Origin of the sequence: Corallococcus sp. Z5C101001 (assembly GCF_007352635.1) — a bacterium.
GTDB classification, from domain to species: domain Bacteria; phylum Myxococcota; class Myxococcia; order Myxococcales; family Myxococcaceae; genus Corallococcus; species Corallococcus silvisoli.
Genome location: NZ_VKLU01000005.1, coordinates 612,683 through 636,398 on the forward strand (window position 1 = coordinate 612,683; position 23,716 = coordinate 636,398).

Genomic DNA, 23,716 nt, shown 5'->3' on the forward strand with positions numbered 1-23,716 from the left:
GCTGGGACTACAGCCGCTTGTGCATCTCCAGGTGGTCGATGCCGGCCTCGTCGAACACGGCGCCCACCGGCTGGTAGCCGTGCTTCTTGTAGAAGTCGAGCGCGTAGAGCTGGGCGTGCAGCATGATGCCGCTCACGTTGCGGCGGCGCGCTTCCTCTTCCAGCGTCGTCAGCAGCAGCGAACCCACGCGCGACTTGCGGTGCGACTGGAGCACCGCCATGCGGCCAATCTGCCCCCACGTCCCGGACTGGCCCGCGGGCGGCTCCGGCAGCTTCACCAGGCGGCCAGTGCCGATGGCGTGGCCCCCCTGGTAGGCGAGCACGTGGTACGCGAGCGCGTCCTCGGCGTCGCGCTCGATGCCCTCGGGGACATGCTGTTCCTCGATGAACACCACCTCGCGGATGGCGAGGGCCTGCATGAGCTCCGCCTCGTCCTTGATCTGGGCGACGGTGACGGGTGCCGGGGAGGTCTCGGGAGGCGTCGGCATAGCGCTGGCCAAGGTACACAAAAGGCCGCGCCATCAACAGGCGGAAAAAACCTCGCCCCCTCGAAGGGACGCGGCCTTCCGACACCGCCAACTCCGCTCCGGCGCGCCTCCCGCGCGGTCGCCCCGTCCCCTGCCCGCTCCCCACTCCCGTGAAAGTCGCGGAAGCCCCGCCGCATCGGGTCATCCGGTTGCAATTGCCCTCACACGTCGGGCGGCCTTCGCGATTTCACCCAGAGCGCGGCCTGGAGCGCTCGGAGGAGGATCGTCCCGGGGAGGGCATGGTAGCGTCCAGGACGATGCGTACCCGTGCCCTCATCGCCCTGTCCGTGGGCCTGCTGTCGACGCCCGCGCTCGCCCAGAAGGAGTTCTTCTTTGGAACGGGAGAGCCGCCCGTGTTCCGCGAAGCGGACATGGACAAGCGCTTTCTGCGCTCCCGCGTGAACCAGGCCCTGGTCCAGGGCACGAACGACGCGAACTGCGCCCAGCTGGTGGGCGCGCTGCTCACCGTCGTGGGCGAGTCCGGGCCGTACCTGCACAAGCGCGACGAGAACTTCTTCGTGGATCCGCTGTTGATCCAGGCCGTGAACACCCAGCTGTCCACGCCGCGCTTCCCGGCCAGCATGTACCTGGTGTCGATGATGCGCCGGATCCTCATCGACAAGAGGCTGCCGGCGGAGTGGATGCAGACGGCGGTGGCGCTGGCGCCGTACTACCCGCCGCTCGACCTGAGCAAGCTGCGCTTCATCGCGGACGGAGTCAGTCCCGTGGACAGCTTCTTCTTCACGCTGCCCGCGATGCTCGAGCGCTACGACGTGGAGGTGCTCAAGGCGAACACCACCGCCGCGAGCGTGGCGGATGCGAAGTTCCGCGACGACTACCTCGACAAGGAGGTGGCGTTCGGGGGCCTGGAGTTCGTCGACGCGAAGCTGGAGAAGCCCAAGAAGCCGCGCGGCAAGAAGGGGCCTCCACCGGAGCCGCCCGCGCTGGTGGCCCGGCTCGTCTACTACCTGCCGGATCCAGGCAATGACGGTCTGTTGTCGGGGCTGAACTACGGCAAGCCGAAGGTGCGCCCGTCGGTGACCATCACCGCGCGGCTGAAGGACTCCCAGTACACGGAGCTGACGCAGCTGCCGAAGGGCGCGCGCGTGCTCCTGCGCGGCCGCTTCTGGGAGTACCGCAAGCAGCTCAAGGAGCTGGAGGTGCGCGATGCCCTCCTGTTCCAGGACCGGGACTGGACGCAGAACCCCGCGCTGGCGGACCCGAACGCGGTGGCGGCTTGCCCGCTCGCGTTCAACGACCTGACGGGCACCGCGCCCGTGCAGCCGGGCGGCTTCGGCGGCAAGCGCTGAGCGGGCGTCCCGCGCCCCGCACGCCCATCCCGGGGACGGCACCCCTCCCCCGCCGCCCCGGCCCGCCCTTCCCCGCGGGACCCGCATCCCGACCGGCTGGCACGGCCGCTGCTCATGTCCGCGCATCTCTTTCGCGCGAGGCAGGCCATGAAGGTCGAAGGGCAGGACGCTCCTTCCGGACAGGAGAAGACGCGCCCGGAGCGGGACGCGTTCCAGCAGGTCCTCCAGCGGGCATCCGAGCGGGGTACCACCTCCGGGCGTCCTCGCACCGACGCCCAGCGCGGGCCCACTCAGCAGGGAGGACCGCCGGGCCCCGGAGCCCTCCGACCGGGTGGCACGGGGCCGGGGCAGACGACCCGGGTTTCATCGCCGCTCCCCGGGGTCCGCGCCGCCAGCGCCGTCCTGTCGACTACGCGCGGGGCGCTCGGAAGTCCGGCGGCACTCCGGCAGGCCCGACAGGGCATGCACGTGGAGGCGCAGCGGCTGGGCACGGTGCGCCAGGAGGCCCACGCGACAGGCCAGGAGCAGGCGTCCCACCGCGCCTCGGAGCTGCTGACCCGTGAGCTGGAGCGCTCGGTTCGCGCCGAGCTCCGCGCGGCGCCGCTCCCTGCCCCTCCCCCGCGCGAGGCCCGCTCCTCGGAGAGTCCCCCAACCCTGTCCGCGACGGGAGGCCACGGCGTGACGGGCGGTGGCGCGGCAGCAGCCGGAATGGCGGCCACGCCCGTCGCGCAGGTGGAGTCCACGCTGGCGCTCATCGAGAAGATCGAGGTCTTCGTGAGGTCGCAGCGGCCCGCGCTGGGCTTGAGCCTGAGAGGGTCGCTGGAGGCCACCGTGGAGGTGGAGCGCACGGGCCCCCGGGAGGTGGCGCTGCGCATCCAGGGCCGCCACGGGCCCGTGCCCCCGGCGGACGTGGCGCGACTGCGCGATGCGCTGGAGGCCCGGGGGCTGCGGCTCAGCGCCCTCCAGGCGGGGTGAGCGTGCACGGACAGCCCCCTCACGACGGGATGCCCCCGACGACAAAGGCCCTCACGCCATGGGGCGCGAGGGCCTTCATCACGACGGGCGCACGCGAGCGGCGCGGCGCGCTACTTCTTCCCGCCAGGAGCCGGGTTCAGCTCCGCGCGCTTGCCCTGCTTTTCCTTGTACTCCTCGGCCTCGGGCAGGGCCGCCTTCTTCTCCGCGATGTTCGGCCACGAGGTGGAGAAGTCCGCGTTGAGCTTCTGGAACTCCTTCCACTGGGGGGGCAGCTCGGTCTCGGGGAAGATCGCCTTGGTCGGGCAGACGGGCTCACAAGCACCGCAGTCGATGCACTCGTCCGGGTGGATCACGAGGAAGTTCGCGCCCTCGTAGAAGCAGTTGACCGGGCACACCTCGACACAGTCGGTGTACTTGCACTTGATGCAAGGCTCGGCGACGACATAGGCCATGTAGATCTCTCCTCTGTGCGGTATTCCGCGCGTCCGTGGCCGCGCACAGTAGATGGTTGCGGCCAGGGTTGGCACCCTGAATTTAGGGGGCGGCCCGGCCTGCTTCGCCGGTCAACCCAGCAAGCCCTGCGCCCGCAGCAGCTCCGCGACGAGGATGGCGCCCTTGGCGGCCCCCATCTTCGTGTTGTGGGAGACAAGCACGTACTTGAAACCGTTCTCCAGCACCCCATCCTCGCGGATGCGACCCACCGTGGTGGCCATGCCTCCGTGGGTGTCCCGGTCCAGGCGCGGCTGGGGCCGGAACGGGTCGTCCAGCACTTCGATCCAGCGGGGAGGCGAGGAAGGCAGGTCCTTCGCCACGTCGGCGCCCTTCCATTCGCGCATCACCTGGGCGACCTCCGCCACGGTGGCCTTCTGGCCCAGCGACACGAAGACGGACTCGGTGTGGCCCTCCAGCACGGCCACCCGGGTGCAGGTGCACGAGACGCGCACGTCATGCGGGGTGAGCGCCGCGCCCGCGGGGTTGAGCACCCCGAGGATCTTCTTCGTCTCGACCTCGACCTTGTGCTCCTCCTTGGGGATGTACGGCACGACGTTGTCGAGGATGTCCAGGCCGATGACGCCCGGCGAACGTCCGGAGCCAGACATGGCCTGGAGGCTGGTCATCAACACCGCCTTCACGCCGAAGCGCTCGGCCAGAGGGGCCAGCGTCACCGCGAGGCCCGAGGTCGTGCAGTTGGGGATGGGGACGATGAAGCCCTTCCATCCGCGCTGCCGGCGCTGCTCGTTGATGAGCGGGGCATGGGCGGCGTTGATGGGGGGGATGAGCAGCGGCACGTCCGGGTCGTAGCGGAAGGCGCTCGCGGCGGAGAGCACCGGGATGTCCCGAGCGAGGCGCGGCTCCAGCTCACGCGCCACGTCCGCCTCCACGGCGGAGAAGGCGATGTCGTAGTCCTTCGCCTGGACCGCGTCCCCGCTGAGCACGGTCATCCGGGCGATGGCCTCCGGCAGGGGCTCCGGGACGAACCAGGCCAGCATGCCGTTGGAGGCACGCAGGGCGTCCGCGTACGTCTTCCCCGCGGAGCGGGGCGAGGCGGCGAGCCCGGTGAGTTCGATGTACGGGTGGTCCTTCAGGGCCGCGATGAACTGCTGGCCCGCGAGTCCGGTGGCGCCAATGAGCACGGCGCGAAGCTTGGCCATCGTGGGGGGTCTCCGGTGGGGACGACAGCGCGCTCCTTACACCGTTTCACGACGCGCCGCATCCACCGCTCAACGGTGGGCGTGGGAGGGAGCGCGGGAGTGGCGCTCCGTCGGGTAGCCCCCCGTCACCCAGGCGTGGAGCCCGCCGGCGAGGCACACGGCGTTGCGCCCCCGCAGGCGCAGCACGCGACAGACGCGGCGGATGTCCGCGCAGTCCTGGGTGGTGCCACACAGGACGATGAGTTCGTCGTCCGGCAGCATCGCCAGGTCGCGGGCGATCTCCGAGGCCGTCATGCGCAGCGCACCCGGGATGTGGATCTCGAACCGCTCCCAGTCCATCGCGTCACGGCAATCCAGGACGAGCACATCCTCGTCCCCCAGACGCATGAACAGCTCATCGCAAATGATGGTGGGCTCCACCGGGGCCTCCCCGAGGCGACATGTTCCTTCGAACATGAACCCGGAGGTTCTTTCCCCTCTTCCCGCACGCCCGCCCGCCTGCTCCCAGGAGCGTGCCAGGACTCAGAGGCCCAGCTGCTTGGCGATGATCTCGTTCATCACCTCGCTCGTGCCACCGCCGATGGGGCCCAGTCGGGCGTCGCGCCAGTGGCGCTGGATGTCGTACTCCATCATGTAGCCGGCCCCCCCATGCAGCTGGAGGCACTCGTCGGCCACGCGGCAGCACGCCTCCGTCGCGACCTTCTTCGCCATGGAGGTCTGCGCGACGGCGTACTCGCCCGCCACGTGCAGGCGCAGCGCGTGGTAGGTGAGCTGCCGCGCGCACTCTCGGGCCGTGTGCAGCTCCGCCAGCTTGTGGCGCAGCACCTGGAACTGGGCCAGCGCCTGCCCGAACGCGCGGCGCTGCTTCACGTGCTCGAGCGCCGTCTCCAACATGTCGTCCATGGCGCCCACCGCGCCCAGCGCGAGCGACAGCCGCTCCCACTGGAAGTTGCCCATGATCTGATAGAAGCCCTGCCCCTCCACGCCCAGCAGGTTCTCCGCGGGCACGCGGCAGTCCTCGAAGAAGAGCTCCGCCGTGTCGGACGCGCGCCACCCGACCTTCTGGAGCTTGCGCCCCACGCTGAAGCCCGGGGTGCCCCGCTCCACGACGAGCATGGACAGGCCCTTGTGGCCGCGCTCGGGGTCGGTCTTCACCGCCAGCACCACGAAGTCCGCCCGCACACCGTTGGTGATGTAGGTCTTGGAGCCGTTGATGACGTAGTGGTCGCCCTCGCGATGGGCGGTGGTGCGCAGCCCCGCGACATCCGAGCCCGCGTCGGGTTCGGTGATGCCCAGGGCGCCAATCTTCTGCCCCCGGATGGCGGGCGCCAGCCAGCGCTGCTTCTGGGCCTCCGTGGCGTACAGGTGCAGGGGGCCGGTGGAGATGGTGAACTGGGCCCCCAACCCGGCGGCCACGCCCCCGGAGCCACAGCGACCCAGCTCCTCCAGGAGCACCGCCTCGTAGAGCTCCCCGGCGGCCGTGCCACCATGGGCCTCCGGGTACTTCAAGCCCAGGAAGCCCAGCTCGCCAAAGCGGGTGAAGAGCTCCCGGGGGAACTCCTCGCGCGCCTCCCATTCGGCGGCGAACGGGCGCAGCTCCTTGTCCACCACGGCCCGGACCGTACGGCGGAAGGCTTCGTGCTCCTCCAGGAATACCCCATGGCCATGCAACATCGTGTCGTCCCTCGCTCACCAGGGCCCGCAGCCCGGCGCCGCATGCTAACGGGACGAGAACCGGGGCTGGATGGTGTTGCTTCCTTGACCGCCTCCTACGGGGCTGCGTATAACCCCGGCCCCAATCGCTTCCGGCGCCATAGCCAAGTGGTAAGGCAAAGGTCTGCAAAACCTTCATTCCCCGGTTCGAATCCGGGTGGCGCCTCACAGACAAAAGGCCCGATGCGGAAGCCACTTCCGCATCGGGCCTTCTGTTTTTTCCGTTCAGGAGGGGGTTAGCAGCCCACTTCGACCGCGCCGATTTCCGGGGCCGCGCCGCAGAAGGGCTGGCCCTCGTCCTGGCCCTTGTCCTGGGCGGAGGCGGAGGGGGCGAAGGTGTCGGACACCGTCACGTCCCCCACGTTGGAGGTGGTGTCCCCCGTGGCGGCCTTGAAGGCATCCAGGGCCACGGGCTTGCCGTTGTGCATGAACTGCGCGCCCGCCGGGTAGAGGTTGGAGCTCATCTGGAGCCCCGGCGCCTGGGCGCCCACATCCACGCTCACGGGCGCGTCCACCAGGTTGTTCTCCACGCGCGGGGTCTCCGTGGCGCCGCCCGTGCCGTGGCCCAGGATGATGCCGGCCTTGGCGCGGGTGATGGTGTTGTTCACCACCACGGCGCCCTTCGAGTTCTCCAGGCGGATGCCCGTGCCCTCGCCGCCGCCCGCTTCGGTGATGTCGTGGATGCGGTTGCGCCGCAGGACGACGGACTGGGGCACGGGGCCTTCGTGGTTGCCGCCCACCGCGATGCCCTTGGAGGCGTCGTAGATCTCGTTGTCCTCCACCAGCACGTTGTTGGCGGAGTAGTGGATGACCACCGCCTCGCCCTTGGCCGTGTCCGTCTGCTGGAAGTGGTGCATCCGGTTGTTGCGGATGGTGACGTCGTGGCACGTCTTGATGTCCACGGCGTTCTCCCGGTTGCCGAACAGGTGGTTGTTCTCCACCAGCAGCCCCGTGGCGGGAGGCAGGCTGCTGAAGCCCTCCGGGCCCAGGCACTGCACGGAGTCACCCGAGACGTCGTGGATGTCGTTGTTGCGCACCGTCACGTTGTACGACGCCGGCTGCATCACGATGCCGTGCGAGTCCTTGTTGCCGGTGGTCCGCACGAAGTCGTGGATGTTGTTGTTCTCGATGGTGGGGCCCTTGGCCTGATTGAACATCGTGACGCCCGCGCCACCGGTGCCGCCGTGCACGTCCGAGTTGGCCAGCACGGTGCCCTGCACGTCGCCCTCGAAGGTGACGCCGAAGATGGGCTGCGACTGCACGTCGATCTCGAACCCGTCGATGATCCAGTTCGGTCGGCGCACCTGCACGGCCGCGCCCGCGCCGCTGCCCGGGGTCAGGATGGGGTGGCCCTCGCCCTGGAGGGTGATCTTCGCGTCGGGCGAGCCGGGCTTGGCGTTCTCCCCCAGGATGACGCGCTCGGCGTAGGTGCCCGCCAGCACGCGGATCTTGTCGCCGGGGCCGGCCTTGCCCACCGCCGCGCCGATGGTGCGCAGCGGCGCGTCGGCCGTGCCCTCGGCCGCGTCGTCGCCGCCGGGTGAGACCACCCACTCATGGACGGGCGCCACCGCCGGGATGGCCGTCATGGCCTGGGCGGTGACGGCGGGCTGGGGACCGGGCTCCGCGATGGGGACATGGTCCGCGTGCTCCGGCATCTGACCGGCGGGCGTGTCCTCCACCGGCTGCACGCCGATGGGAGGCGGGGTGCCAGGGTTGCTGGGGGCCTCCGCGGCATTGGCCGTGCCAATGCCGACCCCACCCGAGCCACCGCCGCAAGCGGTGAGCCCGAAGGCCAGGGTCCAGGCGGCCATGGAGGACATCAGGGTGTTTCGCTTCGTCAATCCGTTGCCTCCTCGAATTCGCATGAGCAGGGGCAACGCATGGCGTCGGCCGTTCTATTCACTCCCGGTCATCCGGAAAGGGGCCCGCTGGTGTGGGAGGGAGAACCGTGACGCTCGGCCTCGCGGCGGCTACGGTGCCGCCGCCGTGTCCAAAGCCGTCCTGCTCCTGACCGCCCTGCTGCTCGCCTCCTGCGCCACGCCCGCGCCTGCGCCCTCCCCCGCGTCCAGCACCCGGGGGCTGGGAGAACCGGAGGTCTCCGCTCCAAGCCCCGCCGCGGACGCGGGCGCCATGCCGCCGCCCCCAGCCGCGCCAGGCCTGGAGGATCCGCTCACGTCGGGGCTGCCCGGGCCGCAGGACCTGAAGCGCCTGGACTTCCGCAACGGCGAACCCCGGCTGCCCATCAAGCTGATGGAGGCGCGCGACGCGGTGACGTTCTCACCGCGAGGCCGGATGCGGCTGCGCTTCGGCGGGCCGGGCGAGAAGGTGCTGGACGCGCCCGCGGGTTCGCGCTGGACGGTGCGGGTCACCCAGGGAGAGCCGGCCCAGTGGAGCGCGCGGCTGCAGCTGGGGGAGTTCCGCTTCGCGGACAAGGCGGGGCTCGCGGAGGCGCAGGAGGCGTGGCGCGCGCGGGGGCTGGCGGTGCGCACGCACACGCTGGGCTCGGTGTACGGCATCGCGGGCAAGGTCATCGACAACCGGCGCTACCTGCTCCTGGGCGACGAGGCCCTGACGCCCGCCGCCGCCGCGGAGAAGCAGGCGGAGCTGCTCCGCCGCTACGGCCTGCGCACGACGCTCTTCGAGGAGGTCCGCAAGCCGTCCAGCGCCATCCTGGAGCTCAAGGACGAGAACGACGCCGTGGTGGGGCTTGGGCAGGACCGGCTGGACGCGGAGACCCAGGACGGCAGCGGCTTCGACGTGCGGCAGGTGGAGTACGGCGTGGGCTACGACTTCCACGCCTTCGAGGACCGCAGCTTCCGCGGGGCGCTCCAGTTCGCGGTGGACCGGAGCGGCAAGCTCGCGGTGGTGAACGTGGTGGGCCTGGAGGACCTGCTCAAGGGGCTGGTGCCCTCTGAGATCTTCGCGCGCGCGCACCCGGAGGCGCTCAAGGCCCAGGCCGTCACGGCGCGGGGCGAGGTGCTGGCGAAGGTGGGCATCAAGCACCTGGCGGACCCCTACCTGCTGTGCTCGGAGCAGCACTGCGCGGTGTACCGGGGCCGCACCGGGGAGGCGGCCAGCACCACCGCCGCGGTGGAGGCCACCCGGGGCGAGGCCCTCTTCAGCCGGGACGGACGGCTGGTGGACTCCGTCTACAGCGCCGTGTGCGGCGGCCACACCGAGGACAACGACGTGGTGTGGGGCGGCCCGCCCGACCCCAGCCTGCGCGGGCGCCCGGACTTGCTGGAGTCCGCGCCGGACGTGCCGGGACCGTCGAACCTCAAGGCCTGGCTCGCGACCTCCGACGTCCCGGCGGCCTGCAAGCTGTCCAGCTTCGCGCAGCCGTCGAAGTTCCGGTGGGAGAAGCGCTTCACGCAGGCCCAGGTGGACGCGCTCACGGAGAAGCTGGGGGTGGGATCCATCCAGGCGCTCGTCCTGTCCGAGCGCGGGGTCTCCGGGAGGGCCCGGCTGCTCACGCTGTCCGGGATGAAGGGCGCCACCCAGGTCCGGGGAGAGCTGAACATCCGGCGGCTCTTCGGGATGCTCAACAGCAGCATGGCCACGGTGGAGCCCGAGCGGGACGCCGAGGGACGGCTCACCGGGTGGCTCTTCCGGGGGGGAGGCTGGGGTCACGGCGTGGGCATGTGTCAGACAGGCGCCATCGGCCGGGCGGAGGCGGGCCAGCGCTACCCGGAGATCCTCCGCTACTACTTCAACGGGGCGGAGGTCGCGCCCATCTACTGAGGTGAAGAGGACATTTCGCGCTCCCGTTTCGGGGAACGCGAATCTCTTTGATGTCCCGCGTGTTACGGGCCGCACGTTCGGGACTGTAGAAGCGGTCCGGAGGTTTATCATCAGGCCGTGGGCATGGGTTCCTCGACAGACTGGCGTCAGCGACGCGAGCGCAAGAGGCGCGCGCCGCTGCGCTATCTGGTGGCGGGCATCCTGGCGCTCCTGGCGCAGGGCGCGTTCGTGGGCTTCGTGCTCCTGGTCTCCGCCGTGCAGGGAAGCCTCGCACCTGAGAAGCGCCCCGCCCGCCCCACCTCCGTGGCGATGAGGCCGCTCACGTCGGAGCAGTGGGCGAAGAACCGGGGCGCCGCGACGCCCCAGACGAAGCCCCGCCCCACCGAGAAGCGCGAGCCGAAGGAAGAGAAGAAGCCGGACGAGACGAAGCCCCAGGGCCAGGTGGTGGACGTGGCGCCGGGGAATGATCAGCAGTCTCCAGACGCGAAGTACCTGGCCGAGCACAACAACACGGTCGACAAGGAGACGCGCGCCCGGGACCAGACGCCCTTCTACCGCAACGCCATGCCCCAGCGGACGGCGCCCCAGAAGCAGGAGGGCGTGCAGCACGAGCAGGTGCAGCCCCCGCGCGTGTCCGGCAACAACGGCCAGGGCGCGGATGACCGGCCGCAGTCCCAGGGCGGCAAGAAGCCCGTCTTCGAGATGCCGGAGACGCGCCGCAAGCAGGAGATCGCCATGAAGACGGATCCGCGGGAGCACGGCCCGGGCATGGCGGTGAAGAACCAGGCGGAGAGCGACGCCGCGACGGGCAACGCGAAGCGCCTGCGCATCCAGCCCGGAGAGGGCGAGGACAGCGAACAGGAGGGCTCCGCCGGCCGCGCCGGTTCCCCGGGCCTGGCGACGTTGATGCCGTCGCAGGCGGCGATGGACCGCGTGGTGGGCGCCGCGCCCAACGACATGCTCCAGGACAAGGAGGAGGGCGACGGCACCTTCCTCAACACGCGCGAGTGGAAGTACGCCAGCTTCTTCAACCGCGTGAAGCAGAGCGTGGGCATGCACTGGAATCCCAACGAGCAGCTGCGCATGCGCGACCCGACGGGCAACATCTACTCTGGGCGCGACCGCCAGACGCTGCTCTCCATCACCCTGGACGAGCGCGGCCAGGTGAAGGACATCCAGGTGGAGAAGAGCAGCGGCCTGGACTTCCTGGACATGGAGGCCGTGTCCTCCTTCAAGCGCGCGCAGCCCTTCCCCAACCCGCCGTCGGGCCTGCTGGGCCAGGACGCGACGGTGCGCTTCCAGTTCGGCTTCTTCATGGAGATGGGCGGCGGGCCGCGGATGCGGCTGTTCCGTCAGTAGCGAGCGCGGGCACCCCGGCATCCGTCCGCCGCCGGGCAACCCACGTCAACAGGTCCTCGCGGCGGAGGCCCCAGGGGCACTACCCTGCGCCGCCGTGGACGCCCCTCTCACCGACCGCAGTGCCGCGCTCCAGGAGCGCAACCAGAAGGTCCGCTTCGTCCTGTTGGCCATCCTCGTGGCCAACTGGGTGGTGGCCGTGGCCAAGCTCGCCTTCGGGATGATGGCCCAATCCGCGTCGGTGACGGCGGACGGGCTGCATTCGTTCATCGACGGCAGCTCCAACGTGCTGGGGCTGGTGGCCATGGGCGTGGCGTCACAGCCCGCGGACGCGGACCACCCCTATGGGCACGGCAAGTTCGAGGCGCTCGCGTCCCTGGGCATCGGCGCGATGATTGGCGTGGGCATGCTGGAGCTGGGGCGCATGGCGTTCGACTCGCTGATGAACGACAAGCACCCCACGGTGTCGCTGCTGATGGCCGGGGTGATGGGGGTGACGCTCGTCATCAACCTGGTGGTGACGCGCGTGGAGCGGCACTACGGAGAGAAGTACAAGAGCTCGCTGCTGCTCGCGGACGCACAGCACACGCTGTCGGACGTGTTCGTCACCATCGCGGTGCTCATCTCCCTGGCGCTCGTCGCGCTGGGCTTTCCGCGCGCGGACGGGCTGGTGGCGCTGGCGGTGATGGTCTTCGTGGCACGGGTGGCGTACGGCATCGTCCGGCAGGCGGTGGGCATCCTCTCCGACACCGCGCGCCTGGACCCCGCGCAGGTGTCCCAACAGACGCTGGCGGTGGCCGGCGTGCGCTCGTGCCGCGACGTGCGCAGCCGCGGCATGGAGGAGAGCGTCTACGTGGACCTGAAGATCGAAGTCGACCCGCAGCTCACCACCGCGCAGGCCCACGAGGTCGCGGACAAGGTGGAGGCGACGCTCCAGGGCGCGTACCCGCAGGTGGTGGACGTGGTGGTGCACGTGGAGCCCGCGCGGCTCCGCTAGACGCCCGCGGGCGGCGAAAACACGAGGGCCGCCTTCCGATGTCCTGGAAGACGGCCCCGGTGACGACTTCGGAGGGACGGAGCGCTACGCGACCTTCTGCGCGGGCGTCTCGTAGTCCTCGATGGGCGGGCACGAGCACACGAGCTTCCGGTCCCCGAGCACGTTGTTCAGGCGGCCCACGGACGGCCAGAACTTGTTGTCACGCACCCACGCGGTGGGGAACACGGCCTGCTCGCGGGTGTAGGGGCGGTTCCACTCCGGCGCGGTGAGCGTGCGCGCGGTGTGCGGCGCGTTCTTGAGGACGTTGTTGTCCTTGGGCGCGCGCCCCTCCTCCACGTCGCGGATCTCCTGGCGGATGGCGATCATCGCGTCGCAGAAGCGATCCAGCTCCGCCTTGGACTCGGACTCCGTGGGCTCGATCATCAGCGTGCCCGCCACCGGGAACGACACGGTGGGCGCGTGGAAGCCGTAGTCCATGAGGCGCTTGGCCACGTCCTCCACCTCCACGCCCGCGGTCTTCTTGAGGGGGCGCAGGTCCACGATGCACTCGTGGGCCACCCGGCCGCGCTTGCCCCGGTAGAGCACCGGGTAGTGCGGCTGGAGCCGCTCCGCGACGTAGTTGGCGTTGAGGATGGCCAGCTTCGTGGCCTCCGTCAGGCCCTCGCCGCCCATCATCTGCACGTACATCCAGGAGATGAGCAGGATGCTGGCGCTGCCCCACGGCGCCGCGGAGATGGCGCCAATGGCGTCCGCCCCGCCCGTCTGGATGACCGGGTGTCCGGGGAGGAACTTCACCAGGTGGCTGGCCACGCAGATGGGGCCCATGCCCGGGCCGCCACCGCCGTGCGGGATGCAGAAGGTCTTGTGCAGGTTGATGTGGCAGACGTCCGCGCCCACCAGGCCCGGCGCGGTGAGCCCCACCTGCGCGTTGAGGTTGGCGCCGTCCATGTACACCTGGCCGCCGCGCTCATGGATGGTGGAGCAGATCTCCCGGATCTCCTCCTCGAACACGCCGTGCGTGGAGGGGTACGTGACCATCAGCGCGGCCAGCCGGTCCTTGTACTCGTCCGCCCGGGCGCGCAGGTCCTTCAGGTCGATGTTGCCGTTCTCGTCGCACTTCGTGACGACGACCTGATAGCCCGCCATCACCGCGGAGGCCGGGTTGGTGCCGTGCGCGGAGGACGGGATGAGGCACACGTCGCGGTGCCCCTGCCCTCGCGCCTGGTGGTACGCGCGGATGACGAGCAGGCCCGCGTATTCGCCCTGGCTGCCCGCGTTGGGCTGGAGCGAGCATCCGGCGAAGCCCGTCACCTGCGACAGCGCGTGCTCCAGTTGCTCGAAGATGACCTTGTAGCCGGCCGCCTGCGAGGTGGGCGCGAACGGATGCAGCTTGCTGAACTGCGGCCACGTCACCGGGATCATCTCCGCGGTGGCGTTGAGCTTCATGGTGCAGCTGCCCAGCGGAATCATGGAGTGCGTGAGGGACAGGTCCTTCGCCTCCAGCCGGCGCACGTACCGCAGCATCTCCGTCTCGGAGTGGTAGCGGTTGAAGACCGGGTGCGTGAGGTACGCGCTCGAGCGGCGCACCTCGGCGGACAGCGGGCTCTCCAGGCTCGCGGCCACCTCCTCCAGCACCACCGGCGCCGCGGACTTGTTCGCGCCCTGGATGAAGGCCGTGAGGATGTCCTCCACGTCCTTCGCGCGCGTCGTCTCGTCCAGCGCCAGGCCGAGCGTCTTCTCGTCGATGCGGCGGAAGTTCATCCGCGCGCCTTCCGCCGCGGCCAGCACGCCCCGCACCTGCGGGGGCGTCAGCTCCACGCGCAGCGTGTCGAAGAACTGGTCGTGGCGCGGCTTGAAGCCCAGCTTCGCGAGGCCGCGGGCCAGCACCACGGTGAGCCCGTGCACGCGCTCCGCGATGGCCTTGAGCCCCTCGGGCCCGTGGTAGACGGCGTACATGCCGGCCATCACGGCCAGCAGCACCTGCGCGGTGCAGATGTTGCTCGTGGCCTTCTCGCGGCGGATGTGCTGCTCGCGCGTCTGGAGCGCCATGCGCAGCGCGGGCCGGCCCTGCGCATCCTCGGACACACCAATGAGGCGGCCCGGCATCACGCGGGTGTACGCGTTCTTCGTGGCGAAGAAGGCGGCGTGCGGACCGCCGTAGCCCAGCGGCACGCCGAAGCGCTGCGCGCTGCCCACCGCCACGTCCGCGCCGAACTCGCCCGGCGGCGTGAGCAGCGCGAGGCTGAGCAGGTCCGCGGCGACGACGAGCAGGCCGCCCGCCGCGTGCACCTTCTCACCGAAGGCGCGGTAGTCGTGCACCACGCCGTCGGTGGCCGGGTACTGCACCAGCGCGCCGAAGAACTTCTTCTGGGACAGGTCCACCGTGCGGTGGTCGCCCACGACGACCTCCACGCCCAGGGGGAGCGCGCGCGTGCGGACCACGTCCACGGTCTGCGGGTGGCAGCCCTCGGAGACGAAGAACGCGCCGCCGGCGCCGTCGCCCTTCGCGTGCATCGCGAGCGCCATGGCCTCCGCGGCGGCGGTGCCCTCGTCGAGCAGGGAGGCGTTCGCCACCTCCATGCCGGTGAGGTCCGTCACCATCGTCTGGAAGTTGAGCAGCGCTTCCAGCCGGCCCTGGGCGATCTCCGCCTGGTAGGGCGTGTACTGGGTGTACCAGCCCGGGTTCTGGAAGATGTTGCGCAGGATGACGTTGGGGACGTGGGTGTCGTGGTAGCCCATGCCGATGAAGGACCGGAACACCTGGTTCTTCGCCGCGATGGCCTCCAGCTGCGCCAGCACCTCGTTCTCACCGCGGCCGGCGGGCAGGCGCAGGGGCTCCGGGGAGCGGATGACGGGCGGCACGGCGCTCTCGATGAACGCGTCGAGCGAGTCCACGCCGAGCGTGGACAGCATCTGCTTCACTTCAGGGGTCTCCGGGCCAATGTGGCGGCCGGCGAAGGACTCCTGGTACTTCCAGTTGAGGGACATGGTCGGAAGGGCTCGCGGGTGGTGCGGAAAGAAGTCAGCGTCCGAGCGGGCTCGGGGCTCCATGGAGCGTCACTAACAATCGGGACGCGCGACTTCTTGCGTGCGCGGGACTACTTCAGGAGCGCACCGTAGGCGGCGGCGTCCAGGAGCTTGTCTGTCTGCCCGGCGTCCTGGGGCTCGACCTCGACGATCCATCCCTCCCCATACGGGTCGGTGTTGATGATGGACGGGTTGCCGGTGAGCGCGTCGTTCACCTTGACCACGGTGCCGGAGATGGGCGCGAACAGGTCCGACACGGCCTTGGTGGACTCGATGACGCCGAAGTTCTTGCCCTCCACCAGCCGGGCGCCCAGCTTCGGCAGCTCCACGTAGACGACGTCGCCCAGGGACTCCTGGGCGTGGTGGGTGACGCCGATGACCACGGTCTTGCCGGTGATCCGGGCCCACTCGTGCTCCGGCGTGTACTTCAGGTCCTGCGGGATGGTGTCAGACATGGAGGCGGCTCCTCGCAAAAGGTGCGAACGGGAGGGAATCAGGACTTCTTGAGGAAGGGGGTCTTCACGACGACCGCGGGCACGGCGCGGCCGCGGATCTCGACGTCGAAGGTGGAGCCCTCGGTGGAGAGCGCCGTGGGCACGTAGCCCATGCCGATGGGCTTCTTCACGGTGGGGCCCTGCGTGCCGCTGGTGACCTCGCCCACGCGGGCGCCGTCCTTGAGGATGGGGTAGCCGTGGCGCGGGATGCCGGCGCCCGTCAGCTCGAAGCCCACCAGCTTGCGCGGCACGCCCGCGGCCTTCTGCGCGACGAGTGCGTCCTTGCCGATGAAGCCGCCCGGCTTGTCCAGCTTGACGATCCAGCCCAGGCCCGCCTCCAGGGCGGTGTGCGCGTCGTCGATGTCGTTGCCGTACAGCGCGTACTTCATCTCCGTGCGCAGCGAGTCGCGCGCGCCCAAGCCACAGGGCTTCACGCCGTCCGGCTGCCCGTTCTCCAGGAGCGCGTCCCAGAGCTTCACGGCGTCCTCGGCGGCGCAGTAGAGCTCGAAGCCGTCCTCGCCGGTGTAGCCCGTGCGGGAGATGATGGACTTCACGCCGGCCACCTCCCCTTCCGTGAAGCGGTAGGTGCCCACCTTGGACAGGTCCGCCTTCGTCAGGCGCTGCACCAGCCCCACGGCCTTCGGGCCCTGGACGGCGATCTGCGCGAACTCGTCCCCGCGGTCCACCGGGGTCACGCCCTCCGCGCGCGCCTTCATCCAGGCGAAGTCCTTCTCGCGGTTGCTGGAGTTGACGCAGATGAGGATGCGCTCGGGGCTGAAGCGGTAGGCGACGACGTCGTCCACGAAACCGCCCAGGTCGTTGAGCAGGCCCGCGTAGACGGCCTGACCGTCCTGGCAGCGGGCAAGGTCGTTGGAGATGAGCCGGTTCACGGTCTCCAGGGCGCCGGGCCCTGAGAATTCAATTTCCCCCATATGCGAGACATCGAACAGGCCGACGGCATTGCGCACGGCCTCGTGCTCGGCGATGACGGAGGAGTACTGAACCGGCATGTCCCAACCGACGAAGTCGACCATCCGGGCCCCCAGCTTGCGGTGGGCCTCGTTGAGGGGCGTACGCCGGGTCATTGACTTCTCCATGGCAGGGGTGGCGAAACGGCGCGGACTATAGCGGCGCACCTTCTCCGATCAAGGCCGACGCGGAAGGGACTAAACTCCTCCCGACATGAAGATTCGCAACTGCCTCAACCCTTCCCGACCGAGCTTCTCGTTCGAGTTTTTTCCTCCCAAGACGGACGCGGGCGTGGCCGCGCTCCTTCGCACGGTGGAGGAGCTCGCGCCGTTGGACCCGGGGTTCGTGTCGGTGACCTACGGGGCGGGCGGCAGCACGCGCGACCGGACGGTGGAGCTGGTGACGCACATCAAGCAGCACACCGGGATCGAGGCCATGGCGCACCTGACGTGCGTGGGGCACACCCGCGACGAGCTTCGTGACGTGCTGCGCCGGCTCGGCGCGGCAGGCATCGAGAACATCCTCCTGCTGCGGGGGGACCCCCCCCAGGGGCAGACGACGTTCGAGCCGGTGCCCGGGGGCTTCCGTTACGCGGAGGAGCTGGTCCGATTCGTCCGAGAAGAGGATTTCAACTTCTGCCTGGGGGGTGCGTGCTATCCGGAGGGCCACGTGGAGACGGCGTCGCGCGAGGACGACCTCCGGCATCTGAAGGCGAAGGTGGATGCGGGGATGGACTTCGTGGTGACGCAGCTCTTCTTCGACAACGCCTTCTATTTCGACTTCGTGGAGCGGGCGCGGCGGGTGGGCATCAATGTCCCCATCGTCCCCGGCATCATGCCCATCACCAACTACGAGCAGGTCCAGCGCTTCACGCGCATGTGTGGCGCCACGGTGCCCATGCGTCTGGCGCTGCAGATGGAGCGCGTGAAGGATCAGCCGGACGCGGTGGTGCAGCTGGGCGTCGCGCACGCCACGGTGCAGTGCATGGAGCTGCTGTCGCGCGGCGTGCCGGGCATCCACTTCTACACGCTGAACAAGTCGCCCGCGACGCGGATGATCGTGGGCGCGCTGAGGGGGCGGTCATGAGCGGTCCAGGTCCGCAGCTCGCGCCGGGAGATCCGCGCATCAAGGTCTTCGAGATCGTGCGCTTCCCGGCGTTCTTCCTGCTCATCGTCGGCGTGCTGCACGTGGTGTTCAGCCTGCTGGGGGCCGTGCTCGCGGCGCTGAAGGTGGTGTCGCCCTTCTCGCCCCCGGGCGGGCCGCCGGTGGTGCTGGAGTTCACGCTGGGGTTCTCGCTGGCCATCCTGGGCGGCATCCTCTGCGGGGTCCTCGCCATCTGGGGCGCGTGGAGCGCCATGAACCTCAAGGGGTATGGGCTCGCGACGGTGGGCGCCATCTGCGCGCTCTACACGCTGACGCCGGGGTGCTTCGCGGGGGTGCCGGTGGCGGTGTGGATGCTCTTCACGCTGCGCCGCGAGGGAGTCAGGGAGGCCTTCGCCCCATGAGCCCGCGGGCCGTGCGCACCGTTCGCTTCCTGCTCACGGGCCTGGGGAATGTGGGAGTGCCGCTGCTGGAGATCCTCCAGTCGCGCGCGTCGCTGTTGATGGAGCGCTACCGGCTGGAGCTGCTGCCGGTGGGGCTGGCGGACTCCGGTGGCGCGGCGGTGTCGCCGACCGGGCTGGACGTGGCGGCGGTGCTGGCGGTGAAGCGGGCGCGGCACTCGGTGGCGTCGCTGCCTGGTGTAGGACGGCCGGGGATGAGCGGGCGCGCGCTGGTCCGCGAGGTGAAGGCGGACCTGCTGCTGGAGGCCACGCCCACGAACCTGAAGGACGGGCAGCCCGGGCTGGACATCACGCGGGACGCGCTGATGCGGGGCATGCCGGCGGTGCTCGCGAGCAAGGGGCCGCTGGTGTTGGGCTTCCAGGAGCTGGCGCGCCTGAGCGACCTGGAGTCGCCGGGCCGCCCGCCGCTGCGCTTCAGTGGCGCGGCGGGCGCGGCGATGCCGCTGGTGTCCTTGGGGCGCGGCGACCTGGCGCTGGGGAAGCTGGGCCGGTTCGAGGGCGTGCTCAACAACACCAGCCAGCTGCTCCTGAGCCGGATGTCGCAGGGCCATTCATATGACTCGGCGCTGAAGGAGGCGCAGGCGCTGGGCATCGCGGAGGCAGACCCGGCGCTGGACGTGGACGGCTGGGACACCGCGAGCAAGCTGGTCATCCTGGCCAACGCGGTGATGCGCGTGCCCGCCGTGCTGAGCGACGTGGCGGTGACGGGGATGCGTGGCGTGACGCGCGAGCAGCTGGACACGGCGCGGGCGAAGGGCGGACAGGTGTTGCTGCTGGCTCGAGGGGAGCCGCTGGGCGAGGAGCGCTGGGAGTGGAGCGTGCGGCCCACGGCCGTGGACGCATCCCATCCCCTGGCGCGGCTGGGCCCGATGGAGATGGGCGCGGTGTTTCGCAGCGACCTGCACGGCGTGAACACCCTCATCAACGCCGAACAGGGCGCGCGGGGCACGGGCGCCGCGATGCTCAAGGACGTGCTGGAGATCTTCCCGGACTGAGCGCGCCTCTTCCCGCGAAGTCCGTGGGGGTATCACGGGCCGTGAAGGAGTTGTGCGAAGCTCCTGGGCCCCCAGGCGTGTCCCGGTTGGAAGTCCGGGCGCGAAAGGGGATGCGCCGGCCCGGAAGGCCGGCTCCGGCCTTCCACCCACGTGAACCAGCGACTCCAACTCCGAGGTACACCATGAAGCTGCGACTCCCCTCCCTCACGAAGGTGGCCCCCCTCCTGATGCTGTTCGCGGCGGCGCCCGCGTTCGCGGCGGAGAATGCCCAGACGGCGACGTCCGTGGAGGCTCCCGTCGAAGGCGGCGGCGGAGAAGGCATCTGCTCCGTCTGCGGGCCCGCTCCTTGCTGCGTCATCCTCTGGACCGCGTGGTGTGGCTGCCCGTTCGGCGGCAGGGATGATCGCCTGGAGAGCCGCGCGGACGAGGCGCCCGCGGAGGAGCTCCTGGCGTGCCGACCCCAGGTCTCGCCCCCCATCGCTCCGGAGCAGGGCAAGACTTTGTAGTCCCTGAGCGTAGGCATGGGTGTCCGCCCGGGCTGACGGAGTCCGGGGGACACGGTGCCTCGGCTCCTGGTTCTCCCAGGAGCAGCTCAATCCATTGGGAGTCGTTCGCATGAACCCGCTGCGTGCCTTGACGTTGTTTGCGCTCCTCTCCAGCGGGTGCGCCACGGCGCCCGCTCCCCGCGCGGCGCCCCCTGTCCCCGATACCGTCGCGCTGGATGCCGAAGCAGCACGCGCGATGGCCGCGACCGGCGCGAAGGGGCTGGCCATCGCGGTGATCGACGACGGGCGCGTGGTGGCGACCAGGGCCTACGGCGCGCGCGACGCGAAGGGAGAACCGCTTCGGACAGACACGGTGATGTATGGCGCATCGCTCACCAAGACGGTCTTCGCCTATCTGGTGATGCAGTGGGTGGACGAGGGCCGCATCGACATGGCCTCACCGATCGCGCGGTACCTGGACAAGCCGCTGCCCGCCTATGCGGACGAGGACCGTTACTCCACCTGGTCGAACCTGGCCGGCGACGACCGCTGGAAGGCCATCACGCCGGGCATCCTGCTCACCCACAGCGCGGGCTTCGCCAACTTCGGCTTCCTCGAGCCCGACGGTCGGCTGCGCATCCACTTCGCGCCCGGCAGCCGGTATGCGTACTCGGGTGATGGCATCATGCTGCTGCAGTTCGTGCTCGAGCGCGGGCTCAAGCTGGACGTGGGCACCGAGCTCCAGCAGCGCGTGTTCGACCGCTTCGGAATGCCCAACACAAGCCTGCGATGGCGTCCGGACTTCGCGCGCAACCTGGCCGACGGATGGACTGCCGACGGCAGCGTGGAACCACACGACGAACGCAGCACCGTGCGTGCGGCCGGCTCCATGGACACCACGATCGACGACCTGTCTCGCTTCGCGGCGGCGCTGGTGCGCGGCGAAGGCTTGTCGCCCCGGAGCTTCGCGGAGATGACCGCGCCGCACCTGCCCATCACCACCCGGAGCCAGTTCCCCACTTTTCAGGACGAACTGCCGCCCGAAGCGCGTCGCAACGATCTGGCGGCGGGCCTGGGGCTGGTGGTGTTCGACGGCCCGCAGGGGCGTGGGTTCTACAAGGGCGGACACAACGACAGCACGGGCAACACCCTCGTGTGTCTGCACCGCGGACGCCGCTGCGTGCTCATCCTGGCCAACGACGTGCGCGCCGAGGCCGCGTTCCCCCACCTGGTGCGCTTCGTGTTGGGGGAAACCGGTGTGCCCTGGGCCTGGGAGTACGGTGACAAGGCCCTCTGGGACGGCCACTGAGGCACGCGCGAAGACAGGCGCCTATTTCACGGCCAGGAGCCGTTGCAGCAGCGGCTCCACCAGCTCCTGGCCTCGCAGCTCCGAGCGCCAGCGGTGTGGAATCCCGCTCAGGCCATACTTCAGGCCCGCGATGCCACCTGCCACCGCGGCGGTGGTGTCGGTGTCGTGGCCCAGCCGGATGGCGGCCTTGACGACCTCCTCATAGGTGCTGCCTTTCGCCACGCAATCGCGAGCGGAGCGCAGGCAGTCCACCACGTAGCCGCCCCCCGTCCCTGGAGTCAGGTTGTCCGGGCGGAGGTGAGCCTCCAGCTCTTCCCGCTCGGGGGAGCCCTCTCCATACAGGTCGCGGAAGGTGGCGAGGGCCGCGTCCCACGGGTCCGCCGCGCCCTCCAGGATGCGGCGGGCCCAAAGGCAATACAGCGCACAACACACCCGGGAGCGCACGTGGCCATGCGTGACACGCGACTGCTCCATCGCGTCCGCCACGAGCGAGGCGTCCGGCCCCTGGTGCCACAAGGCCAACGGCAAGACCCGCATCAGGGAGCCATTGCCATTGTCCATCGTGTCGCTGGGGCCCGCGAGCAGCGCGGGCGTGCCGTCGCGAAGCCGTCGCAGCGCCGCGCTGGTCTGCACGCCCACGTCGAACACTTCGCCCTCCACCGCCAGGTAGCCCCAGTCCTGCCAGTTCACCAGCCGCCGGCCCAGGTCCTCGCAGTCGAGCCGCTTCTGGTACGTCAGCGAATCCAGGAGGCACAGCGCGTGGGCCCCGTCGTCCGACCAGGTGCCAGGAGGAACCCCTCCATGCGCGCGTTGAAAGCCCGGGGGCGGCGTGTATTCGATTGCCTCCAGGGCTGGAATTGTCTCGGGGCGATGAAATTCATAAGGGACGCCCAAGGCATCCCCGATGAGCAGGCCATACATCCCCCCTGCGATGCGCTCTTCACGACTCACCATTTCGCCCTCCGCCAACCCACTGTCGAGGCCCCAGGATAGACTGTGTTCGCTGTTCCCTTCCACCCTGGAGACAAGGTCATGGCATGGCGGACGCTCACGAAGTCGGTTGGAATGGGGGTCGGCGCGGGATTGCTGCTGCTCGCGTGCGGGCCCGAAACAACGGCGCAGGACACGGCGCCAGCGGACTCGAAGACAGACGACCGGGTGCACGCCATGGCGCCGCCCGACAGCTGTGACCCGTGGGAGGACCACGGCTGGTGTCTCGTTTCCGGCAGCAGGGTCACTTGCAACAATGGCATCCAGATGTACGCGTATCACACCCCGGATGGCTGGTGCATCAACGCGGACGTCTGCAAGAACGCCGGTGGTCCCATCATCTGCCCGGAGTGGTGATTCCCATGCGCATCCAGACCTTCATGAAGACTGTCGCTGTTGTGTTTGGCACGGGGATGCTGCTCGCGGGGTGCGGGACGGATGCAACGCCCCTGGAGGAAACGTCGACACCCGACGACACGGTCCACGCCATGGCGCCGCCCACCAGCTGTGACCGGGAAGCCGACGTCGGCTGGTGCCGGATCACGGCCGACAAGGTCCGCTGCGCCAATGGCCGCTACATCTATGCCTATTCCACGCCAGACGGCTGGTGCATCCAGTACGACGCCTGCAAGAACAACGGCGGCCCGTACATCTGCGGTCTGTAGAACAGGCCGGGCCCCCCTGCCCTCGCATGGGCAGGGAGGTCCGGACCCTCAAGTCACTTCACGCCGCGCTGCGCGGCCTCCAGCGTGTTCTTCATCAGCATGGCGATGGTCATCGGCCCCACGCCTCCGGGTACCGGAGTGATGAACGAGGCGCGCTCGGCCGCCGCGGCGAACTCCACGTCGCCCACCAGCTTGCCGTCCGCCTTGCGGTTCATCCCCACGTCAATCACCACCGCGCCGGGCTTGATCCACGCGCCCTTCACCAGCTCCGGCACGCCCACCGCCACCACCAGGATGTCCGCCTGCGCCACCTCCGCGGGCAGGTCGCTCTTGCGGTGGCACACCGTCACCGTCGCGTCCTTCTGGAGCAGCATCAGCGCCTGGGGCTTGCCCACGATGTTGCTGCGGCCCACCACCACCGCGCGCTTGCCCGCCGGATTGCACCCCACCTCTTCCAACAGCCGCATCACGCCGTAGGGCGTGCACGCGCGCGTCGCCGGCCGGCCCAGCAGCAGGTTGCCCGCGTTCATCGGGTGGAAGCCGTCCGCGTCCTTCTCCGGCCTCACCGCGGCGATGATGGCGTCCGCGTCCAGGTGCTTGGGAAGCGGCAACTGCACCAGGATGCCGTGGACCGCCGGGTCCTCGTTCAGTTGGTACACCAGCGCCAGGAGCTCCTCCTGGGTGATGTTCTCGTCCGGGTGGTGCTCCCAGGAGTTGAAGCCCACCTCCCCGGCGGCCTTCTTCTTCCCCGTCACGTAGATTTTCGACGCCGGGTCCTCACCCACGCGCACCACGGCGAGTCCAGGGGTGATGCCGCGCTCCGCCTTCAGGCGCGTCACCTCCTCCTTGATTTCCGCCCGAACGCGCGCCGCCACTTCCCTGCCGTCAATCAACTGGGCCGTCATGCGGCGCACCTTATGCAAAACTGGGCCGGAACAAGGGAGCGAAGC

At 69.8% G+C, this 23,716-nt stretch carries 23 protein-coding genes and 1 tRNA gene; 13 read left to right on the forward strand and 11 right to left on the reverse strand.

What is annotated here, in order from left to right:
* Positions 1 to 7: 7 nt before the first annotated feature.
* Complete coding sequence (locus FOF48_RS12940) at positions 8 to 487, reverse strand: GNAT family N-acetyltransferase (protein WP_143901342.1); 480 nt, start codon at positions 485 to 487, stop codon at positions 8 to 10.
* A 296-nt stretch (positions 488 to 783) separates the two neighbouring features.
* Between FOF48_RS12940 and FOF48_RS12945 the strand changes: the two genes are divergently transcribed.
* Both FOF48_RS12945 and FOF48_RS37040 read left to right on the forward strand, forming a co-directional pair.
* Positions 784 to 1,836: a hypothetical protein gene (locus tag FOF48_RS12945; protein WP_143901344.1), complete on the forward strand. Its 1,053-nt coding sequence runs from the start codon at positions 784 to 786 to the stop codon at positions 1,834 to 1,836.
* 462 nt (positions 1,837 to 2,298) lie between these two features.
* The gene (locus FOF48_RS37040; protein ID WP_235685688.1) at positions 2,299 to 2,811 is read left to right on the forward strand and encodes a hypothetical protein; all 513 of its coding nucleotides are present in this window, start codon (positions 2,299 to 2,301) and stop codon (positions 2,809 to 2,811) included.
* A gap of 110 nt (positions 2,812 to 2,921) precedes the next feature.
* On the opposite strand, the gene fdxA is transcribed toward FOF48_RS37040, so the two are convergent.
* The 4 genes from fdxA to FOF48_RS12970 all read right to left on the reverse strand — a co-directional run bounded on the left by fdxA (position 2,922) and on the right by FOF48_RS12970 (position 6,137).
* Complete coding sequence (fdxA, locus tag FOF48_RS12955; protein WP_143901347.1) at positions 2,922 to 3,263, reverse strand: ferredoxin FdxA; 342 nt, start codon at positions 3,261 to 3,263, stop codon at positions 2,922 to 2,924.
* A 111-nt stretch (positions 3,264 to 3,374) separates the two neighbouring features.
* Positions 3,375 to 4,463, reverse strand: a complete 1,089-nt coding sequence (asd, locus tag FOF48_RS12960) for an aspartate-semialdehyde dehydrogenase (RefSeq protein WP_143901349.1) — start codon at positions 4,461 to 4,463, stop codon at positions 3,375 to 3,377.
* Positions 4,464 to 4,532: 69 nt separating this feature from the next.
* Positions 4,533 to 4,883 (reverse strand): rhodanese-like domain-containing protein, encoded by a 351-nt coding sequence (locus FOF48_RS12965; protein ID WP_186001884.1) that lies wholly within the window; start codon positions 4,881 to 4,883, stop codon positions 4,533 to 4,535.
* A 102-nt stretch (positions 4,884 to 4,985) separates the two neighbouring features.
* Complete coding sequence (locus tag FOF48_RS12970; RefSeq protein ID WP_143901353.1) at positions 4,986 to 6,137, reverse strand: acyl-CoA dehydrogenase family protein; 1,152 nt, start codon at positions 6,135 to 6,137, stop codon at positions 4,986 to 4,988.
* Positions 6,138 to 6,270: 133 nt separating this feature from the next.
* Here FOF48_RS12970 and FOF48_RS12975 point away from each other — a divergent pair.
* Positions 6,271 to 6,342: transfer RNA gene (locus FOF48_RS12975), tRNA-Cys, on the forward strand.
* Positions 6,343 to 6,412: 70 nt separating this feature from the next.
* On the opposite strand, the gene FOF48_RS12980 is transcribed toward FOF48_RS12975, so the two are convergent.
* Positions 6,413 to 8,041: a nitrous oxide reductase family maturation protein NosD gene (locus tag FOF48_RS12980; RefSeq protein ID WP_370456571.1), complete on the reverse strand. Its 1,629-nt coding sequence runs from the start codon at positions 8,039 to 8,041 to the stop codon at positions 6,413 to 6,415.
* Between FOF48_RS12980 and FOF48_RS12985 the strand changes: the two genes are divergently transcribed.
* From FOF48_RS12985 to FOF48_RS12995, 3 genes are all read left to right on the forward strand, one after another.
* The gene (locus FOF48_RS12985) at positions 8,040 to 9,917 is read left to right on the forward strand and encodes a SpoIID/LytB domain-containing protein (RefSeq protein ID WP_201756166.1); all 1,878 of its coding nucleotides are present in this window, start codon (positions 8,040 to 8,042) and stop codon (positions 9,915 to 9,917) included. The genes FOF48_RS12980 and FOF48_RS12985 overlap by 2 nt on opposite strands.
* Before the next feature lie 117 nt (positions 9,918 to 10,034).
* Positions 10,035 to 11,276 carry an energy transducer TonB gene (locus FOF48_RS12990; RefSeq protein WP_143901355.1) on the forward strand — a complete coding sequence of 414 codons (1,242 nt, stop codon included), beginning with the start codon at positions 10,035 to 10,037 and terminating at the stop codon, positions 11,274 to 11,276.
* Between the two features lie 94 nt (positions 11,277 to 11,370).
* Positions 11,371 to 12,270 carry a cation diffusion facilitator family transporter gene (locus FOF48_RS12995; protein WP_143901357.1) on the forward strand — a complete coding sequence of 300 codons (900 nt, stop codon included), beginning with the start codon at positions 11,371 to 11,373 and terminating at the stop codon, positions 12,268 to 12,270.
* Between the two features lie 84 nt (positions 12,271 to 12,354).
* Here the strand turns inward: FOF48_RS12995 and gcvP are convergent, their stop codons facing one another.
* From gcvP to gcvT, 3 genes are all read right to left on the reverse strand, one after another.
* Positions 12,355 to 15,258 carry an aminomethyl-transferring glycine dehydrogenase gene (gene gcvP, locus FOF48_RS13000; RefSeq protein WP_143901359.1) on the reverse strand — a complete coding sequence of 968 codons (2,904 nt, stop codon included), beginning with the start codon at positions 15,256 to 15,258 and terminating at the stop codon, positions 12,355 to 12,357.
* A gap of 110 nt (positions 15,259 to 15,368) precedes the next feature.
* Complete coding sequence (gene gcvH, locus FOF48_RS13005; protein WP_143901361.1) at positions 15,369 to 15,752, reverse strand: glycine cleavage system protein GcvH; 384 nt, start codon at positions 15,750 to 15,752, stop codon at positions 15,369 to 15,371.
* A 38-nt stretch (positions 15,753 to 15,790) separates the two neighbouring features.
* Entirely contained in the window at positions 15,791 to 16,876 is a 1,086-nt protein-coding gene (gene gcvT / locus FOF48_RS13010) for a glycine cleavage system aminomethyltransferase GcvT (RefSeq protein WP_143901363.1), read from the reverse strand.
* Positions 16,877 to 16,973: 97 nt separating this feature from the next.
* Here gcvT and metF point away from each other — a divergent pair, with 97 nt between their 5' ends.
* The 5 genes from metF to FOF48_RS13035 all read left to right on the forward strand — a co-directional run bounded on the left by metF (position 16,974) and on the right by FOF48_RS13035 (position 21,111).
* Positions 16,974 to 17,846 (forward strand): methylenetetrahydrofolate reductase [NAD(P)H], encoded by an 873-nt coding sequence (gene metF, locus FOF48_RS13015; RefSeq protein ID WP_143901365.1) that lies wholly within the window; start codon positions 16,974 to 16,976, stop codon positions 17,844 to 17,846.
* A complete protein-coding gene (locus FOF48_RS13020) occupies positions 17,843 to 18,265 on the forward strand; it encodes a hypothetical protein (protein WP_143901367.1) in 423 nt (140 codons plus the stop codon). Before metF ends, FOF48_RS13020 begins: the two co-directional genes overlap by 4 nt.
* The gene (locus FOF48_RS13025; RefSeq protein ID WP_221938231.1) at positions 18,262 to 19,317 is read left to right on the forward strand and encodes a hypothetical protein; all 1,056 of its coding nucleotides are present in this window, start codon (positions 18,262 to 18,264) and stop codon (positions 19,315 to 19,317) included. The genes FOF48_RS13020 and FOF48_RS13025 overlap by 4 nt, the downstream gene beginning before the upstream one ends.
* Before the next feature lie 182 nt (positions 19,318 to 19,499).
* The gene (locus FOF48_RS13030) at positions 19,500 to 19,823 is read left to right on the forward strand and encodes a hypothetical protein (protein ID WP_143901369.1); all 324 of its coding nucleotides are present in this window, start codon (positions 19,500 to 19,502) and stop codon (positions 19,821 to 19,823) included.
* Between the two features lie 109 nt (positions 19,824 to 19,932).
* Positions 19,933 to 21,111 carry a serine hydrolase gene (locus FOF48_RS13035; RefSeq protein WP_143901371.1) on the forward strand — a complete coding sequence of 393 codons (1,179 nt, stop codon included), beginning with the start codon at positions 19,933 to 19,935 and terminating at the stop codon, positions 21,109 to 21,111.
* Positions 21,112 to 21,132: 21 nt separating this feature from the next.
* On the opposite strand, the gene FOF48_RS13040 is transcribed toward FOF48_RS13035, so the two are convergent.
* Positions 21,133 to 22,065 (reverse strand): ADP-ribosylglycohydrolase family protein, encoded by a 933-nt coding sequence (locus FOF48_RS13040; RefSeq protein ID WP_143901373.1) that lies wholly within the window; start codon positions 22,063 to 22,065, stop codon positions 21,133 to 21,135.
* A 78-nt stretch (positions 22,066 to 22,143) separates the two neighbouring features.
* Here FOF48_RS13040 and FOF48_RS13045 point away from each other — a divergent pair, with 78 nt between their 5' ends.
* Both FOF48_RS13045 and FOF48_RS13050 read left to right on the forward strand, forming a co-directional pair.
* A complete protein-coding gene (locus tag FOF48_RS13045; RefSeq protein ID WP_143901375.1) occupies positions 22,144 to 22,458 on the forward strand; it encodes a hypothetical protein in 315 nt (104 codons plus the stop codon).
* Between the two features lie 5 nt (positions 22,459 to 22,463).
* Positions 22,464 to 22,766, forward strand: a complete 303-nt coding sequence (locus FOF48_RS13050; RefSeq protein ID WP_143901388.1) for a hypothetical protein — start codon at positions 22,464 to 22,466, stop codon at positions 22,764 to 22,766.
* A 53-nt stretch (positions 22,767 to 22,819) separates the two neighbouring features.
* On the opposite strand, the gene folD is transcribed toward FOF48_RS13050, so the two are convergent.
* Positions 22,820 to 23,671: a bifunctional methylenetetrahydrofolate dehydrogenase/methenyltetrahydrofolate cyclohydrolase FolD gene (folD, locus tag FOF48_RS13055; protein ID WP_143901390.1), complete on the reverse strand. Its 852-nt coding sequence runs from the start codon at positions 23,669 to 23,671 to the stop codon at positions 22,820 to 22,822.
* Positions 23,672 to 23,716 lie beyond the last annotated feature (45 nt).